Below are 16,892 nucleotides of genomic sequence, written 5' to 3'. Positions count from 1 at the left end.
GTTCCTCAAGAGTGCATGTGCAGCGCGCAGGGGCTCATGTGAGCACCTCCGGCCGCTCGACATCGACCCACACGAACTTGCGCGGGTCGAGGCGGGTTTCCTGGTCCAGACGGTACGCCACCAGCTTGCCGTACAGCACCGCGCTGTAGTCCAGGCAGGCCAGGTTCGGGCGGATCGGCGCCGGTTTGCCGCTGCGCCAGTAATGCCCGACGAACAACAGCGGTTCGTCGACGCCGTAGCGCAGCAGGGAATTCTTTTCGGTGGACGACAACGGTGTACGCGCCACCGGCTCGGGCAGTGCATCGGGCTGGAACACGATGTCGCCGTAGGTCTTGGGGTCGTCTTCCCAGAACTTGGTGCGGAAGAACGAGCGCGTCAGGCCATCGCCACCGGTCAACGTGAGGCCGTCCGGCAAACGCATATCGGTGCCGCGCAGCAGGCGGTCGAACGCGTTGCAGGCAAAACTGCCCGGCACGGCGGCCGCCTGCAGGAAGTGCTGGTCAATGCAGCCGTCCGGGAAGGTGGCGCGCAGCGGCTGGATAAAGCCGTCATCCCAGCACGCATGCACCACGCGAAAGCGCCCGGCGTCGACAAACAGCGGCATGTCGTAGAACCAGCCGAGGAAGTCGTGCCAGTCGGCCGGGTGGTGTTCGAATTGGGTCAGAGTCTCGTGGATCAACCGCGCATGCCGTGGGTTGTGCTCGCGCACGAACTGCTTGCCACTGCCCGGCGGTGCCGGTGTGGTCCAGCCCAGGGCGTTGAACTCGTGGTTGCCCATGATGCACAGCGCCTGGCCGGCCTCGCTCATATCGTGGACGATATGCAGCGCCTCGCGGATGCGCGGGCCACGGTCGATGATATCGCCGAGGAACACCGCCATACGCGTGGGATGGCGCCAGGTGCCGCCCTGCTTGTGGTAGCCCAACAGGTCGAGCAAGTGCTCGAGGGTATGGGCGCAACCGTGCACGTCACCAATCAGGTCGTAGCTACGCGCGGGATCGAGCATCAGTCGCCTCCACCCCCCAAGCGGCTGCCCCAGCCCAGCTTGGTGCGGCACACTTCGTAGTAGTTGTGGTCCAGCGGGTGGATCAACCGCAACTTCTGTGCCTTCTTGCTCACGGTGATGGTGTCACCGGGGGCGCAGGTGAAATGGTTCTGCCCGTCACACGACACCTGCGGGTAGATCTGCATGTCTTTGGACACCACGATTTTCAGCTCACTGTTGCCGTCGACCACAATCGGCCGGCTCGACAACATATGGGGGTACATCGGCACGATCACAATGGCATCCAGCTTGGGATGCATGATCGGGCCACCCGCCGACAGCGCGTAGGCGGTGGAACCGGTAGGCGTGGCGACGATCAGGCCGTCGGCCTTCTGGCTGCACACGAACTGGCCGTCGATATACAGCTCGAACTCGATCATTCGCGTGGATTTGCCAGGGTGCAGCACCACGTCATTGAGCGCATCGCCCTGGCCGATGGCTTCGCCGTGGCGGCGCACTTCGGCTTGCAGCAGGAAGCGGTTCTCCACCAGGTAATGGCCGTCGAGCACCTTGGCCACTTCGACTTCCAGCTCATCCGGGCGGATATCAGTGAGGAACCCCAGGCTGCCCCGGTTGATCCCCAGCACCGGCACGTTATGCCGCGCCAGAGCCCGGGCCGCGCCGAGCAGGCTGCCGTCGCCGCCGACCACGATGACCATGTCGCAGACTTCGCCGAGCATCTTGCGCGACGAGGTCTGCAGGCCGTGGCCCGGCAGGATTTCAGCGATGGTGTCTTCGAGGATCACATGCAGGTGGCGGTCCAGCAGGAATTTTTTCAGCCGGCGGACGGTGTCCAACACCTGGGTACTGCCCAGGCGACCGATAATGCCGATATTGCGAAATTGCTCCATGGGGCTCCTGCGGGATGTGGAGTGTTGCAAAAAAGAACGATTATGGGCGAAAGGCCGTCTCAGGCAAAATCCTTTGTCGTCGTGAAGCCTTGATGACAACGGTTCTCAGCCACCTTCAGCGCAGTTAAAAGGCTATGCTCGGACCATGACTGTGTTCCCCGATCTGCACAACCTGCCCCGCCAGCTGCGCCACCCCGAGGTGCGCGACCTGGCGTGGGTGATGCTCGCCCCGCCGATGCTCGCGCAGACGCCCTGGCCGCAGCGCCACCCGCTGGCCGGCAGCGACTGGGTGCAGGCGCCGCATCTGCTGGAACACTGGCTGAGCGAACTGGACCGGAACAGCAGCACCTTGCAGCAGTGGCTGAGCCTGTCACGTACACGCCGCCTGGGCCTGTATTACGAACGCCTGTGGCAGTTTGCGGTGCAGCATGCGCCGGGCGTGGAGTTGCTGGCCGCCAACCTGCCGATCCGCCGTGCCGGGCATACCCTCGGCGAGCTGGACATGTTGCTGCGCGACCGCGATGGCGTGCACCACCTGGAACTGGCGATCAAGCTGTATCTGGGGCCGCAGGACGGTGATGGTCAGGACACGGCGCAATGGCTCGGCCCGGGCTGTCATGACCGACTGGACCGCAAGCTGGCGCATCTGGCCCAGCATCAGCTGCCGATATCGGCGCGGGAGGAAAGCCGTGAAGTGCTGGCCGCGTTGGATATCCAGCAGTTCGATGCGCATTTATGGTTGGGGGGCTACCTGCTCTACCCCTGGCCCGGCGAAGCCGAGGCCCCCAGTGGTGCCCATCCGCAGCATTTGCGTGGGCGCTGGTTGCATCAGCGTGATTGGCAAGCGTTTGTCAGCCGCAGCCAACCGGGCCGTTGGCAGCCCCTGCCACGGCATGCCTGGCTGGCGCCGGCGCATTACCCCGCGAATGAGGTGTGGAGCGAAGAGCAGATGCGCGGCTGGTTGGCCGACCTTGACCCGATGGCACCGGCGCAGTTGCTGGTGCGGCTGGTGCAGGTGGGGGAGGATTGGGAGGAAGCCGAGCGCTTGTTTCTGGTGGCGGATCTTTGGCCGAATGTGCCCGGGGCTGGCTGAGGTTTTGTCGTGAGCTTCAGGGCCTCATCGGGGGCAAGCCCCCTCCCACAGGGGAATGCATTCCAAATGTGGGAGGGCGCTTGCCCCGATAGCGGTTGCCCAGGCACTACAGCTGATCGATATGCCGATACTCCAACTGCAACCCTGCCGCCAGCTGCTGCGCGCGACCCAACCTGATCGGCCCACGCTCGATATCGACCAGCAAGCCCGGGCACTCCAACTGCGGTAGCCCATTAACTTCCTTGAGTCGCCCGTCAGTGATCACCAGTAACCGCTGCTGTTCAGCCGGGTAGCGCTTGCGCCGCAATGCCAGCCAGTTCCCGGCCTCGACAAGCGCCGCCAGCAATGGCGTACCGCCGCCCGCGCCCAACTGTTCCAGCCAACCCGCCAAGCCCTTGGCCGCTTTCAACCCTTGCACCTGCCACTTCGGCACTTGCCCGCTGGCCGTCAACAGCGCCATGCGCGCCCGCTGGCGATAGGCATCGTCAAACAACTGCGCCAACAAGCCCTTGGCGTCGGTGAGCGCTCGATGCCGTCGGGTGGATGCCGACGCATCGACAATCACCAACCACAGTTCATGGGCCGCACGACTGCGCAGGTGAAACAGCAAGTCCTCTCGTATTTGTGGCCGACCACCGAGCAAGGTGCCCGGCCAGTTGATCGCGCCCTGCCTCGCGCTGCGTGCCTTGCCTTGCCTGCCGTTGCCTAGTCGCCCTGCCTTGGGTCGCGCATCCGCCCCCGCGTCAGGTCGAGGGCGAATGCCTAGGGCTTTTTTGGCCAGGTGGGCACATCCCGGCGTGCACCCGTGGGCAGCGCCGGTGCGGGCATATCGCCCCATTGGCCTTGACCGGGCGAGGCGTCGGAGGATTTCGGCGACTGCCCTTCGCTCGGTGGGCTGGCCGGTGGGGACTGTTCATGACGGCGATGGCGCAGGGCGAATTCGGCAACCGCTTGAATATCTTCCTCGGCGATGGCGCTGGCTCCCCGCCACGCGGCATGGGCCCTGGCACCGCGCAACCAGACAAGGTCCGCACGCAGGCCATCAACCCCCGCCGCAAAGCAGCGCTCGGTGATCTGCGCCAGTGCCTGGTCATCCAGTGCAATGCTGTCGAGCTGCGCCCGTGCCTGGGTGCAACGCTCGCGCAATGCCGCTTGTGGCACGTCCCACTGCGCACAGAACGCCGCAGGGTCGCTGTCGAAATCCAGACGACGCCGGATGATCTGCCCACGTTCGGCCGGCAAGGTCTGCCCGCTCAAGGCCACGTTGAAACCGAAGCGGTCGAGCAACTGCGGACGCAACTCGCCCTCCTCCGGGTTCATGGTGCCGATCAGCACGAAGCGCGCCGAATGGCGATGGGAAATGCCATCGCGCTCGATCAGGTTGGTGCCGCTGGCGGCCACGTCCAGCAGCAAGTCCACCAGGTGATCGGGCAGCAAGTTGACTTCATCGACATACAAAACGCCGCCGTCAGCGTTGGCCAACACGCCGGGTGAAAATTGCGCACGCCCCTCGCCCAACGCGGCGTCCAGGTCCAACGTGCCGACAAGACGCTCTTCGGTAGCGCCCAACGGTAAGGTCACGAACTGACCACTGGCCAGCAGGTCGGCCAAACCCCGCGCCAGGGTGGACTTGGCCATGCCGCGCGGGCCTTCGATCAGCACACCGCCGATCTTCGGGTCGATGGCGGTCAGGCACAGCGCGAGCTTGAGGTCATCGGCGCCGACCACGGCGGACAGCGGGAAATGGGGAATATCAGTCATCAGCTGTCTTCTTCTATATCCAGCAACAGGTTTTCCAACGCCTCGCGGTACGCCCCCGGTTCCTGCCACAGGCCACGCTGCTGGGCTTCCAGCATGCGCTCGGTCATGTCGCGCAGTGCATCGGGGTTGTGCTGTTGCACAAATGCCCGGGTGTCGGGGTCGAGCAAGTAGGCGTCGGCCAACAGTGCGTATTGGTGATCGTCAATCAGTGCGGTGGTGGCGTCGAAGGCGAACAGGTTGTCCACCGTCGCGGCCATTTCAAACGCACCTTTATAGCCATGGCGCTTCACGCCTTCGATCCACTTGGGGTTGGCCGCACGGGAACGGATCACCCGGTTCAGCTCTTCCTTCAACGTGCGGATCTTCGGCAAGTCCGGCTGACTATGGTCGCCATGGTAGCTGGCGGCCTTGTCGCCGCTCAGGGTTTCCACGGCGGCGAGCATGCCGCCCTGGAATTGGTAGTAGTCATTGGAATCGAGCAAGTCGTGCTCACGGTTGTCCTGATTCTGCAACACCGCCTGCACCTGGCTCAGGCGCTGGGCGAACTGCGCGCGGGCGGCGGTGCCTTCGTCGGAACCGCCATAGGCGTAGCCGCCCCAGTTCAGGTAAACCTCGGCCAGGTCTTCGCGGCTTTGCCACAGGCGCCCGTCGATTGCGCCCTGCACACCGGCACCATACGCGCCGGGCTTGGCACCGAAGATGCGCCAGCCGGCCTGTTTTGCTGCTGCCTCTGCGTCCAGGCCATACGCCAGCAACGCCTCGCGCTCGCTGCGCGCCTTGGCGGCCAGGGGGTTCAGATCGTCCGGTTCGTCCAGCGCAGCCACCGCCTGCACCGCCGCATCGAACAGGCGGATCAGGTTGGCAAAGGCATCACGGAAGAAGCCGGATACACGCAACGTCACATCAACCCGTGGGCGGTCGAGCAGGCTGATCGGCAGGATTTCAAAGTCATCCACCCGCTGGCTGCCCGTCGCCCACACCGGACGCACGCCCATCAGCGCCATCGCCTGGGCGATGTCATCGCCGCCGGTGCGCATGGTCGCGGTGCCCCATACCGACAGGCCGAGTTGGCGCAGGTGATCGCCATGGTCTTGCAGGTGCCGCTCCAGAATCAGGTTGGCCGACTGGAAGCCGATGCGCCAGGCCGTGGTGGTGGGCAGGTTGCGCACATCCACGGTGAAAAAGTTACGCCCGGTGGGCAGCACATCCAAACGCCCGCGACTCGGCGCACCACTGGGGCCAGCAGGTACAAAACGGCCGCCCAGGGCATCCAGCAATCCGCGCATTTCCGCCGGGCCACAGGCATCCAGCCGAGGCGCCACAACAATACGCAGGCTTTCAATCACGGCTTTCACATCTTCCCAGCCGGGTTCCTCCAGCTGTTCAAGCGGCCCTTCCAGGGCTTGCTCGATCAAACGTGCGGCGTACAGCTCCAGGCGCTCGCGGGTATCGCCGGCGGTACGCCACAACTGCCCATCTATCTTTTGCAGCACCAGCGGCCGGCGTCCGGTCCAGGGTTCGGCCAGGGCGCAGTCCAGCGGGTCGAAACCCAGCTCGAAGGCCTTGGCCAACACGCGCAGCAAGCTCGACTGCGGGCCACGGCCATCGCCACGCGGGATGCGCAGCAGCGCCAACAAAGTGTCGATACGCAGGCGACCCTCGGGTGACTCGCCAAAAATATGCAGGCCGTCGCGGATCTGCGACTCTTTCAAGTCACACAGGTAAGTGTCCAGGCGTGGCAGCCACACGGCAGCATCGGCGTCGCTCTCCAGCTCAAGTTCCTGGTCGATGCGGGTTTCGCGCACCAGCTTGAGGATGTCCTTTTGCAGTTCCAAAGCACGACGTGGATCAAGCAACTGCGCTTCGTAATACTCGTCCGCGAGCAGTTCCAGGTTACGCAGCGGGCCGTAAGTTTCGGCACGGGTCAGCGGCGGCATCAGATGATCGATGATCACCGCCTGGGTGCGCCGCTTGGCCTGGGCGCCCTCGCCCGGGTCGTTGACGATAAACGGGTAGATATTCGGCAGCGGCCCCAGCAACGCGTCGGGCCAGCAGTTTTCCGACAGGCCGACGCCCTTGCCCGGCAGCCACTCCAGGTTGCCGTGCTTGCCCACGTGGATCACGCCGTGGGCGCCGTAGGTGTGGCGTAGCCAGAAGTAGAACGCCAGGTAAGCGTGGGGCGGCACCAGGTCCGGGTCGTGGTACACCGCGCTGGCGTCCACCTGATAACCCCGCGCCGGCTGGATGCCGATAAACGTCAGGCCCAGGCGCAGGCCGGCGATCATCAGGCGGCCGTCGCGGCACATCGGATCGTTCTGCGGCGTGCCCCAGCGTTCCAGCACCGCCTGGCGATTGGCTTCGGGCAGGCGCTGGAACATCGTCTCGTACTCGTCCAGGCCCAGGCTTTGATGGCAAGGGCGCAGGTCGAGGCTGTCCAGGTCGTTGGTGACGCCGCCGAGCAAATCATGGATCAGCGCCGTGCCGCTGTCCGGCAATACGTCCGGCAGCGGATAGCCTTCGGTTTGCAAGGCGCGCAGGATATTCAGCGCCGCCGCCGGCGTATCCAGGCCCACACCGTTACCGATGCGACCGTCGCGGGTCGGGTAGTTGGCGAGGATCAGCGCAATGCGTTTATCTGCATTCGGCACCCGCGCCAACTCGACCCAACGCCGCGCCAGCTCGGCGACAAAATCCATGCGTTCGGGCGCGGCGCGGTAGCACACCACGTCCGATTGGCTGCGCTCGCTGCGCCAGGCCAGGTCCTTGAAACTGATCGGCCGGCTGATGATGCGTCCGTCCAGCTCCGGCAACGCAATGTGCATCGCCAGGTCGCGGGGGCCGAGTCCCTGCTCGCTGGCCTCCCAGCCGGGCTGGTTATCCTGGGCACAAATGGCCTGGATCACCGGGATGTTGCGGCGAAACGGGCGCAAATGCGGCGCTTCGGGGCTGGATTGGGCGAAGCCAGTGGTGTTGAGGATCACCGCCACGCCCACCTCATCCAGCAAGTCCTCGACCACCGCCAGGCAGCCGGGCTCTTTCAAGCTGGCCACTGCCATCGGCAACGGGTTGAGCCCCGCCGCCTGCAAGCGCTGGCAGAACACATCGATAAAACCGGTGTTGGCTGCCTGCAAGTGGGAGCGGTAGAACAGCACCGTCGCCACCGGCCAGTCGGCGTTCCAGTCTGTCTGCCAATCGTTCAGGCGGGCGTTGGCATGCTGCGGATGATAGATCGCCGTGCGCGGCAGGGTTTGCGGCTCGCCCCAGGCATAGTCGCGACCCAGGTAAGCGCTGGCCAGGCAGCGATAGAAATCCAGGGCATTGCCCAGGCCGCCCTGACGCAGGAAGTGCCACAGCCGATCACGTTCTTCTGCACCGACGGTGCTCAGCCCGCTGAGTTCCGGGTCCGGGCGATCATCCCCCGGCACCAGGATCAGTTGCACACCACGTTCGGCCAGTTCCACCAGGCGCTCGATGCCGTAGCGCCAGTAACCGATGCCACCATGCAGCGAGATCAGGATGACCTTGGCGTGGCGCAGCACTTCATCGACGTACAGGTCGACCGAGGCATGGTTCTGCACCTGCATCGGGTTGGCCAGGCGCAAGCTCGGGTAGTCGTCGGGCAACTGCTGGGCCGCTTCGGCCAGCAGTGCCAGGCTGGAATCGCCGCTGCACAGGATCACCAGGTCAGCGGGGCTTTGGCCAAGGTCGGCAATATTGTCGTCCGAGACGAAACCACCGGGCTGGGTCCTGAGCAGGTGCATGGGTCAGACGCTGAGGGCGGCGCGCAGTTGCGCTTCGAGGCCCGCCGCGTCCAGTTCCTGGCCGATCAGCACCAGGCGCGTGGTGCGCGCTTCGTCGGCGCCCCAGGCACGGTCGAAATGCTTGTCGAACCGCGTGCCCACACCCTGGATCAACAGGCGCATCGGCTTGTTCGGGATGGCGGCGAAACCTTTGACGCGCAGGATGCCGTGTTGCACCACCAGCTGCGTCAAGGCGTCGAGCAGCAGCGCTTCGTCGGCTTGCGGCAGGTCGATGGAGATCGAGTCGAACGCATCGTGGTCGTGGTCGTCTTCACCTTCGTGGTGATGATCGTGGTGGCTGTGGCGGCCGTCGATATGCTCCTCGGAACCGGCGCCCAGGCCGATCAGTACATCCAGGGGCAAGCGACCGCTGCTGGCTTCGACGATCTTCACCGCCGGCGGCAACTCTTCGGCGACTTCCAGGCGCACGCGGGCCAGGTCTTCGGCGCTGATCAGGTCGGTCTTGTTGAGGATCACCAGGTCGGCACTGGCCAGTTGGTCGGCGAACAGCTCGTGCAGTGGCGATTCGTGGTCCAGGTTGGGGTCGAGCTTGCGCTGGGCGTCCACTTGGTCCGGGAATGCGGCGAAGGTGCCGGCGGCCACAGCCGGGCTGTCGACCACGGTGATCACCGCGTCAACGGTGCAGGCGCTGCGGATTTCCGGCCACTGGAAGGCTTGCACCAACGGCTTGGGCAATGCCAGGCCGGAAGTTTCAATGAGGATATGGTCGAGATCGCCGCGACGGGCGACCAATTCGCGCATCACCGGGAAGAACTCTTCCTGCACGGTGCAGCACAGGCAGCCGTTGGCCAGTTCGTAGACGCGGCCGTTGGCCTCTTCTTCCGTGCAACCGATGGAGCACTGCTTGAGGATTTCACCGTCAATGCCCAGCTCGCCGAATTCATTGACGATCACCGCGATGCGACGGCCCTGGGCGTTGTCGAGCATGTGGCGCAGCAAGGTGGTCTTGCCCGAGCCGAGGAAGCCGGTAACGATGGTGACGGGGAGTTTGGCCAGTGTTTTCATCGGATGCCCTTGGGGGCGGGCAGATGGGACGATAGGCCCTGCGACGGCGCGCAGCAGCGGATTTCGTCACCGGATCACCCCGCCCGGTTGAAGTAGAAAATCGGTTGCGAGGCAGGTCTCCTGGCTTGGGGCTTGCCGGTCTTGCGACCGGCGCTGGCTGCGCCTTCCCGCCTTGTCGGCAGTGGCGTGGCAGTCAGCTGAACCCTTTACAGTTGCGGGGGCAGCCGCGGCTTGGACCGCGTTCCCTTCTTAGCTTCGGCCTGGGCCGAAGAACCTCGAGGGTGCAAGGCTACGCAGTGCTTGGGGGATGGTCAATGATGGGGTTGGGTTGGGTTGGGTTGGCTTGTGTACATATCCGTTGCTGCGGTAACGGCTGATATTGGTTCCGCCCTTACGGCGGGTCACTTTTGGAAAAGAGCCCCAAAAGTAACCAAAAGGGCTCTTGCCCCAACACTCGGCACCTCGCCTAGGCTCGGTGTGCCCGTAATCCGACAGGGATTTGGGGGGCCGCCGCCACGCGCCATCCATGGCGCGGGGCGGCTAAACCGGCATCCCTGCCGGTTTACCCCCCAAATCCCTGCCGAATTCCGGCCAGCGTGTTTGACGGGGCGCCTAAGATCAAAATCAAAAACAGATCTAAAGCCAGAGCCAGAGCCAGAGCCAGAGCCAGAGCCAGAGCCAGAGCAAACCACCCTTCAACTGATACATGAAGATCAAACTGTGGGAGGGGGCTTGCCCCCGATGGCGGTATGTCAGCCAACTCATCAGTGACTGACCCACTGCCATCGGGGGCAAGCCCCCTCCCACACTTTGACCGAGTACCGGCCATACAATCCGGTCGGCTCTAAGGCCGCCGCGCTCTTGCTTTTGATCTGGGATCGCCCCGTCAAACACGCTGGCCGAACGCAGGCTTGAATACGTGGGCCGCCGTAAGGGCGGAGCCCTAAGCCGCCGTTACCGCAGCAACGGATATGCCCCCAGAAAGCACATCCCCAATTGACTCCCCTCCCACCCCCATGCTCTCCTACACATCTTGTTTCGGGTGCCCTGCAAAGGGTGAAACGGGAAACCGGTGACTCATGCACACGCATGACAGTCCGGTGCTGCCCCCGCAACGGTAAGCGAGCGAAACGTCATATCCACTGTGCCAGGCGGTATGGGAAGGCGACGTTTTCAGGCATTGAGCCCCTCGCAAGCCCGGAGACCGGCCCGAAAAAATCAGATAACAAACCCGCGGTGGGCGGGCGCTGTTCAAAGCCCTGCGTGCCCGGCTCGCGGGGTTTTCATGCGCTCGTTTCACCCTGACACCTGAAAGGGACGCGCCATGTCGATCATCAGCAGCACTTCGCACGCCACCAGCAGCACCTCTACCCTGAGCCAACGCCTGACCGCCGCCATCGGTGCGTCGATCCTCGGTGCGTGCCTGGTGTACTTCGCCGGTTTCTCGCACATCGAGGCAGTACACAACGCTGCCCACGATACCCGCCACAGCGCCGCGTTCCCGTGCCACTGAGACCTGCCGACATGATCAAGCGTATTGCGCAAACCGCAGGTTTCACCGGCCTTCTGGCTGCCCTGCTGCTGACCCTGCTGCAAAGCTTCTGGGTCGCCCCGCTGATTCTGCAGGCGGAAACCTTTGAAAAAGCCCCGGCAGCGACCGAGTTGCACGAGCACGCCGAAGGTGCGGCTGCTCACACCCACGACGCCGAAGCCTGGGAGCCGGAAGACGGCTGGCAGCGCGTGCTGTCCACCACAGGCGGCAACCTGGTGGTCGCCGTTGGCTTCGCGTTGATGCTGGCCGGCCTGTACACCCTGCGTGCACCGACCCGTACCGCTCAAGGCTTGCTCTGGGGACTGGCGGGTTATGCGACCTTTGTATTGGCGCCGACCCTGGGCCTGCCGCCCGAACTTCCGGGCACCGCCGCCGCTGACCTGGCACAACGGCAGATCTGGTGGATCGGTACCGCCGCGTCTACCGCTGCCGGTATCGCACTGATCGTGTTCGGTCGCAACTGGCTGCTCAAGGCACTGGGCGCGGCGATCCTGGCAGTGCCACATGTGATCGGCGCGCCGCAGCCGGAAGTGCATTCGATGCTGGCCCCGGAAGCACTGGAAGCGCAGTTCAAGATTGCTTCGCAGCTGACCAACGTGGCGTTCTGGCTGGCCTTGGGCCTGATCAGCGCCTGGCTGTTCCGCCGCAACCGTGACGATCAATACTCGGCGTGAAACTGGTAGTAGGCATGGGCTGCCAGCGGGGTTGTGATGTTCACACCCTGCTGGCCCTGTTTGATGCTGCCCTCATCGAGGGCGGTATCGAGCGCCACCGCGTCAGCGCGCTGGCCAGCATCGATCACAAACAGGAAGAACCCGGGCTGCTGGCCTTGGCCGCGCTGCTGAATCTGCCGTTGCAGTGCTTCAACGCTGAACAACTGGCGATTTATGCAGACCGCTTGAGCCATCAATCGGACGTGGCTTTTGCCCACACCGGCTGTTACGGCATCGCCGAAAGCGCCGCCCTGGCCCTGGCCGAAGACCTCGCCAACGCCCCTGCGCGCCTGCTGATCACCCGCCAGAAAACCGCCCAGGCCACCTTTGCATTGGCGTGCGCTGGCTGAAAACCCGATAATCGCCGCTTTCGATCATGAGCAGATTTCATGCTCGCCCGTTTTTCATCAGGATTCCCCATGACCGTTTACTTCATCGGCGCAGGCCCCGGCGACCCGGAATTGATCACCGTCAAGGGCCAGCGGCTGATCCGCAGTTGCCCAGTGATCATCTATGCCGGCTCGCTGGTGCCGGCGGCGGTACTGGAAGGTCATCAGGCAGAAACGCTGGTCAACAGTGCGCAACTGCACTTGGAACAGATCATCGACCTGATCAAGGCCGCCCATGCCAAGGGCCAGGATGTGGCGCGCGTGCATTCCGGCGACCCCAGCCTGTATGGCGCGATTGGCGAACAGATCCGCCATTTGCGCGAATTGGGTATCCCATTCCAGATCATTCCTGGCGTCACGGCGGTGGCCGCTTGCGCGGCGTTGCTGGAAACCGAGCTGACCCTGCCCGACATCGCCCAAAGCGTGATCCTGACCCGCTACGCGGATAAAACCAGCATGCCGGCCGGTGAGGACTTCGACAGCCTGGCACGACATGGCACCACCATGGCGATTCACCTGGGGGTCAACCACCTGGACAAGATCGTCGCCGAACTGCTGCCGCACTATGGGGCGGACTGTCCGATTGCCGTGGTGCACCGGGCGACGTGGCCGGATCAGGATTGGGCGGTCGGCACTCTCAGTGACATTGTCGGGAAAGTGGTCGCCAAAGGGTTCCGGCGCACGGCGCTGATTGTGGTGGGTCGAGTGTTGGCGAGTGACAGTTTCAGTGAGTCATCGTTGTATCGAGCGGGGCATGCGCACCTTTATCGACCTTGATAATAAACTTCACAAAAAGCCAATAAGACGATGATTTAATTCAATAAATACATTCTGTAGAAGCTGGCTTGCCAGCGAAGGTCGTCAACGATGACGCGAGAAACCAGAAAAACCGCGGCGCGCTCACGCTTTTCGCTGGCAAGCCAGCTCCTACAGTTAATCTTCAGCGTTAAATAAATATCATAAACTTATAATTTTTAAGCAAAAAAAAACGGCGCTCACGGGGCGCCGTTTTTTCTGTCCGCAGTGAACGCCTTACTCAGTAGTAGGCGTTTTCTTTCTGCGTGTGGTCGGTCACGTCACGTACGCCCTTGAGCTCCGGGATACGCTCGAGCAGGGTGCGCTCGATACCTTCACGCAAGGTTACGTCCGCCTGGCCACAACCCTGGCAGCCGCCGCCGAACTTGAGCACGGCAATGCCATCTTCAACCACGTCGATCAGGCTGACCTGGCCGCCGTGGCTGGCCAGACCCGGGTTGATCTCGGTCTGCAGGTAATAGTTGATACGCTCGTTGACCGGGCTGTCGGCATTGACGTTCGGCACCTTGGCGTTAGGCGCCTTGATGGTCAACTGGCCGCCCATGCGATCGGTGGCGTAGTCGACCACGGCATCGTCAAGGAACGCTTCGCTGAAGGCGTCGATGTACGCGGTGAAGCTTTTCAGCCCCAGGGCGGTGTCTTCAGGCTTCTCTTCGCCGGGCTTGCAGTAGGCAATGCACGTCTCGGCGTATTGGGTGCCGGGCTGGGTGATAAAGACGCGGATACCGATACCCGGGGTGTTCTGCTTGGACAGCAGGTCGGCCAGGTAATCGTGGGCGGCGTCGGTAATGGTTATGGCAGTCATGGAAACTCCTCACAGGCTTGCCGGCAGTTTACGCCAAAATATTACGTAGGTACAAAGTCCTAGTGTTTTTGTCGGGATAGGTTTTTTTGCGGGGACGGTGTACATATCCGTTATTTGGGTAACGGCGGCTATTGGTTCCGCCCTTACGGCGGCTCACTTTCGAAAAGCCGGAATGCCGGCCCAGTCGAAAGTAACCAAAGCGCTCTTGCCCCAACACTCGGTACCTCGCCTAGGCTCGGCATGCCCGTAATCCGACAGTGATTTGGGGGGCCGCCTTAGATCAAAATCAAAAGCCAGAGCCAGAGCCAGAGCCAGAGCCAGAGCCAGAGCCAGAGCCAGAGCAAACCACCCTTCAACTGATACATGAAGATCAAACTGTGGGAGGGGGCTTGCCCCCGATGGCGGTGTGTCAGCCAACTCATCAGTGACTGACCCACTGCCATCGGGGGGCAAGCCCCCTCCCACACTTTGACCCAGTACCGGCCATACAATCCGGTCGGCTCTAAGGCCGCCGCGCTCTTGCTTTTGATCTGGGATCGCCCCGTCAAACACGCTGGCCGAACGCAGGCTTGAATCCGTGGGTAACCCGGCAGGACGCCGGGTTAGCCGCCGTAAGGGCGGAACCATAAGCCGCCGTTACCCAAACAACGGATATGCCCACCCCAACAAAAAACCTCACAAATTCTCATACCGATTCATGTCCAACACCCCTTCCTCCACCGGCGTAGTCTCACGAATGTACTGCGACAAATCATGGAAATACTGCCAGAACAGCGGATGACTGCGCCGCACCCCCCACCGATCCACAATCTTCTCGAAACCCTTGGCATCCTTGGCCTGCTCCATTTCCGCCACGAACTCAGGCACTTGCTGGGCCGGAATATTGAACATGAAATTCGGGTAGCTGCTCAGCACGCCCGGATAAATCGTCAGCGTATCCAGCCCCGGCTGGTAGCGATAAGCCTCCCCCAGCAAAAACGCAACATTACTGTGGGCACGATTGCGCAGCAGGCTATAGACCACACGCTTGCCGCTGGCAGTTTCCACCCGCAGCATCGTCGCTTCAGGCAATTGATCAATCACCTTGAGCCCCGCAGCCGGGCGTGAGGTCAAGCGGCTCAGTGCCTGCTCCGCATCCTGCAAGGCCGGGTCGATCCCATCGCGGGAGCAATAGGCGCCGCTGCAACGGTTGATCGGGTCCGGGCTGGCATTCAAATCGCCGTAACGGGTGAGCAACTGGTTGGCAAAGTCGCGCTTCGGATCCTTTTCGTTCAGGTGCAGGCCGGTGGGTTTGTCGTCATCAATGGCCTCGTAATCCAGCCACAGCTTGAGTTTGCCGCTGTTCTGGTACCAATCGTCGAGGAAATCATCGCGCGAATCGGCTGGCATCAGACGCAGGAAGTTCTGCTCGGCACCATTGCGAATCAGGTCGAAGTACAGCCGGGTCTGGGCCTGGTGCGACACATTGCCGAACACGTCGAAATTCACCGCCAGTTGGTAATAGGTGCGCTCCAGCAGTGGATAATCGAACAGCCACATCGTCTGCGGCACTTCACCGATCAGGCCTTTGCTGACCGATGCGCTGTCGAAGTGACGGAAGATGCTCAGCAAGGCATTGTCATTGCCCGCCCACAGGCTCGACCAGCTTGGCGGCGGCAGGTCAGCGTAGCTGTCACGGCGCAGGGCTTCGTATTCGTTGCGTTTATCGCGGTAGGCCAGCCACAGGCTGAGCACGCTGCCCACGTCATCGTTCTGCCCCGGCATGGCCAGCAGCGGCGTGGCCTGGCCGCGATAACGTGCATCGGTGATGTACAGGTCGTGGTCCGGGTCCTGGAACAGCGTCCAGAAATTGTCGCGGATCACATCCGTGGCGATCTGCCCACGGCACACCGGCCCACGGATAAAGGTACGTACGAAGTACTCGGCGTTATCCAGCATGAACTGGTAACGCGCCTTGGCCGGGATGGCCTCGAAGGTTTCAAAAGGGTTGGCACGGCGGCCCGGACCATAGCCCGGCAATGCGTTGACCTGCCAGTTGCCGGCGTAGAACAGCTCTTTGATGCGTGCCATCTTCTCGGCACTGAACGGGTACGTGATGTGGGTTTTATGCACGATCACGCCCTGCACCGGCCACAGGCGGTAATACACACGGGTGCCGGGGTCATCATTGGGGCGGCGCGTGGCGATCAGGTCAATCGGCTGGCCACTCGGCGTGCGCGAACGCACCCACTGGAAGAAATGCCCCGACTCGCCATTCTCGAAATAGATGTGGGCAAGGAACAAATGCTCGAACAACCAGCGCGCCACCAGGCTTTCGCGGGCGCCGGGCTGGTTGAACAGGTTTTCCCACTGCTGCACTTGCAGGGCTTCTTTCGCGCTGGGCGCCAGGCCTTGTTCATCAATCGGCGCGCCGGAGGCGAGCCAGCGTTGCAGGGTCTGGTATTGCTGGTCGGTAAGGCCGGTGACCGCCAGCGGCATGCCTTCCTTGGGGTGCGCACCGGCGTAGGCATTGAACTCGCCGGGCATGGCGCACATGTTTTCGCGGTTCAGGCCCAGCACGATGTCCTCGGGCAGCTTGGCGTTGGGTTGCAGCGGCGCGTTATGGCCCAGCTCCAACATGCGCGCCATCAGCGCGGCCTGGCTGCCCTGGGCGTCCAGCACTGAATAGAAGCCCTTCTGCTGCCAGGCCTGTTTGCCAAAGGCGTCATAGAACAAGCGGGTGGTCGGCGTGGCCTGGCTGCGCTCGCCATCGTAGACCGGTACTTTGCTGGCACCGCGTGCCGCGCCCTCGGCACTGCCCAAGTTGAGCTGGCAGGCGGAGTCGTAGCAGGCGTGGCAGGCCACACATTTCTCGGTGAAGATCGGTTGGATATCGCGCGTGTAGGAAATCGCTGGGGCGACTCCGTCGGCCTGGGCGATACAGGCAACCAGTGCCAGGACGGCGCTGGTGATGAGGCGAAGTGACATGTATCCGGTCCCGATTCAATGCGTGCGCTGGAAATTGTCGGTGATTCTACCGGGCCATACGCCCCTGCAACATG

At 63.0% G+C, this 16,892-nt stretch carries 13 protein-coding genes and 2 riboswitches; of the genes, 5 read left to right on the top strand and 8 right to left on the bottom strand.

Annotated features, from left to right (window positions below; genetic code table 11):
- Positions 1-34: 34 nt before the first annotated feature.
- Together BLR69_RS04145 and BLR69_RS04140 are read right to left on the bottom strand one after the other, a co-directional pair.
- Positions 35-1,009: a metallophosphoesterase gene (locus BLR69_RS04145; RefSeq protein ID WP_166794339.1), complete on the bottom strand. Its 975-nt coding sequence runs from the start codon at positions 1,007-1,009 to the stop codon at positions 35-37.
- The gene (locus tag BLR69_RS04140; protein WP_038845279.1) at positions 1,006-1,896 is read right to left on the bottom strand and encodes an NAD(+) kinase; all 891 of its coding nucleotides are present in this window, start codon (positions 1,894-1,896) and stop codon (positions 1,006-1,008) included. Before BLR69_RS04140 ends, BLR69_RS04145 begins: the two co-directional genes overlap by 4 nt.
- A 145-nt stretch (positions 1,897-2,041) precedes the next feature.
- On the opposite strand from BLR69_RS04140, the gene BLR69_RS04135 reads away from it, so the two are divergent.
- A complete protein-coding gene (locus BLR69_RS04135) occupies positions 2,042-2,989 on the top strand; it encodes a DUF1853 family protein (RefSeq protein ID WP_071496042.1) in 948 nt (315 codons plus the stop codon).
- Positions 2,990-3,095: 106 nt separating this feature from the next.
- Here the strand turns inward: BLR69_RS04135 and BLR69_RS04130 are convergent, their stop codons facing one another.
- Genes BLR69_RS04130 through cobW form a run of 4 tightly spaced genes read right to left on the bottom strand, consistent with a single transcriptional unit; the run spans position 3,096 to position 9,576 of the window.
- Entirely contained in the window at positions 3,096-3,827 is a 732-nt protein-coding gene (locus BLR69_RS04130; protein WP_172832126.1) for a vWA domain-containing protein, read from the bottom strand.
- Positions 3,752-4,750 carry an ATP-binding protein gene (locus tag BLR69_RS04125; RefSeq protein ID WP_071496043.1) on the bottom strand — a complete coding sequence of 333 codons (999 nt, stop codon included), beginning with the start codon at positions 4,748-4,750 and terminating at the stop codon, positions 3,752-3,754. Before BLR69_RS04125 ends, BLR69_RS04130 begins: the two co-directional genes overlap by 76 nt.
- Entirely contained in the window at positions 4,750-8,511 is a 3,762-nt protein-coding gene (gene cobN, locus BLR69_RS04120; protein ID WP_071496044.1) for a cobaltochelatase subunit CobN, read from the bottom strand. Before cobN ends, BLR69_RS04125 begins: the two co-directional genes overlap by 1 nt.
- Positions 8,512-8,514: 3 nt before the next feature.
- Entirely contained in the window at positions 8,515-9,576 is a 1,062-nt protein-coding gene (gene cobW / locus BLR69_RS04115) for a cobalamin biosynthesis protein CobW (protein WP_071496045.1), read from the bottom strand.
- A gap of 93 nt (positions 9,577-9,669) precedes the next feature.
- Positions 9,670-9,869: riboswitch (cobalamin riboswitch) on the bottom strand.
- Between the two features lie 730 nt (positions 9,870-10,599).
- Positions 10,600-10,803: riboswitch (cobalamin riboswitch) on the top strand.
- Positions 10,804-10,900: 97 nt separating this feature from the next.
- Between cobW and BLR69_RS04105 the strand changes: the two genes are divergently transcribed.
- From BLR69_RS04105 to cobM, 4 genes are all read left to right on the top strand, one after another.
- A complete protein-coding gene (locus BLR69_RS04105; protein WP_071496050.1) occupies positions 10,901-11,089 on the top strand; it encodes a CbtB domain-containing protein in 189 nt (62 codons plus the stop codon).
- An 11-nt stretch (positions 11,090-11,100) separates the two neighbouring features.
- Complete coding sequence (locus BLR69_RS04100; protein WP_071496051.1) at positions 11,101-11,802, top strand: CbtA family protein; 702 nt, start codon at positions 11,101-11,103, stop codon at positions 11,800-11,802.
- Positions 11,799-12,191, top strand: a complete 393-nt coding sequence (locus BLR69_RS04095) for a cobalamin biosynthesis protein (RefSeq protein WP_071496052.1) — start codon at positions 11,799-11,801, stop codon at positions 12,189-12,191. Before BLR69_RS04100 ends, BLR69_RS04095 begins: the two co-directional genes overlap by 4 nt.
- 69 nt (positions 12,192-12,260) lie before the next feature.
- On the top strand, positions 12,261-13,007 hold the full coding sequence (cobM, locus tag BLR69_RS04090; RefSeq protein WP_071496053.1) for a precorrin-4 C(11)-methyltransferase: 747 nt from the start codon (positions 12,261-12,263) through the stop codon (positions 13,005-13,007).
- Between the two features lie 259 nt (positions 13,008-13,266).
- Here the strand turns inward: cobM and nfuA are convergent, their stop codons facing one another.
- Both nfuA and BLR69_RS04075 read right to left on the bottom strand, forming a co-directional pair.
- Positions 13,267-13,851 carry a Fe-S biogenesis protein NfuA gene (gene nfuA, locus BLR69_RS04085; protein ID WP_003173594.1) on the bottom strand — a complete coding sequence of 195 codons (585 nt, stop codon included), beginning with the start codon at positions 13,849-13,851 and terminating at the stop codon, positions 13,267-13,269.
- 675 nt (positions 13,852-14,526) lie between these two features.
- Positions 14,527-16,818, bottom strand: coding sequence for a fatty acid cis/trans isomerase (locus tag BLR69_RS04075; protein WP_071496054.1), 2,292 nt, complete (start codon positions 16,816-16,818; stop codon positions 14,527-14,529).
- Positions 16,819-16,892 lie beyond the last annotated feature (74 nt).

Source organism: Pseudomonas azotoformans (assembly GCF_900103345.1).
In the GTDB taxonomy this organism is placed as follows: Bacteria; Pseudomonadota; Gammaproteobacteria; order Pseudomonadales; family Pseudomonadaceae; genus Aquipseudomonas; species Aquipseudomonas azotoformans.
This window is presented reverse-complemented; position numbering and strand designations above follow the sequence as displayed.

What these genes read in the sequence shown, in the direction of transcription:
- BLR69_RS04140 (WP_038845279.1), bottom strand. Translation starts at nt 1,896, where the DNA reads ATGGAGCAATTTCGCAATATCGGCATTATCGGTCGCCTGGGCAGTACC.
- BLR69_RS04135 (WP_071496042.1), top strand. Translation starts at nt 2,042, where the DNA reads ATGACTGTGTTCCCCGATCTGCACAACCTGCCCCGCCAGCTGCGCCAC.
- BLR69_RS04130 (WP_172832126.1), bottom strand. Translation starts at nt 3,827, where the DNA reads ATGGGGCGATATGCCCGCACCGGCGCTGCCCACGGGTGCACGCCGGGA.
- BLR69_RS04125 (WP_071496043.1), bottom strand. Translation starts at nt 4,750, where the DNA reads ATGACTGATATTCCCCATTTCCCGCTGTCCGCCGTGGTCGGCGCCGAT.
- cobN (WP_071496044.1), bottom strand. Translation starts at nt 8,511, where the DNA reads ATGCACCTGCTCAGGACCCAGCCCGGTGGTTTCGTCTCGGACGACAAT.
- cobW (WP_071496045.1), bottom strand. Translation starts at nt 9,576, where the DNA reads ATGAAAACACTGGCCAAACTCCCCGTCACCATCGTTACCGGCTTCCTC.
- BLR69_RS04105 (WP_071496050.1), top strand. Translation starts at nt 10,901, where the DNA reads ATGTCGATCATCAGCAGCACTTCGCACGCCACCAGCAGCACCTCTACC.
- BLR69_RS04100 (WP_071496051.1), top strand. Translation starts at nt 11,101, where the DNA reads ATGATCAAGCGTATTGCGCAAACCGCAGGTTTCACCGGCCTTCTGGCT.
- cobM (WP_071496053.1), top strand. Translation starts at nt 12,261, where the DNA reads ATGACCGTTTACTTCATCGGCGCAGGCCCCGGCGACCCGGAATTGATC.
- nfuA (WP_003173594.1), bottom strand. Translation starts at nt 13,851, where the DNA reads ATGACTGCCATAACCATTACCGACGCCGCCCACGATTACCTGGCCGAC.
- BLR69_RS04075 (WP_071496054.1), bottom strand. Translation starts at nt 16,818, where the DNA reads ATGTCACTTCGCCTCATCACCAGCGCCGTCCTGGCACTGGTTGCCTGT.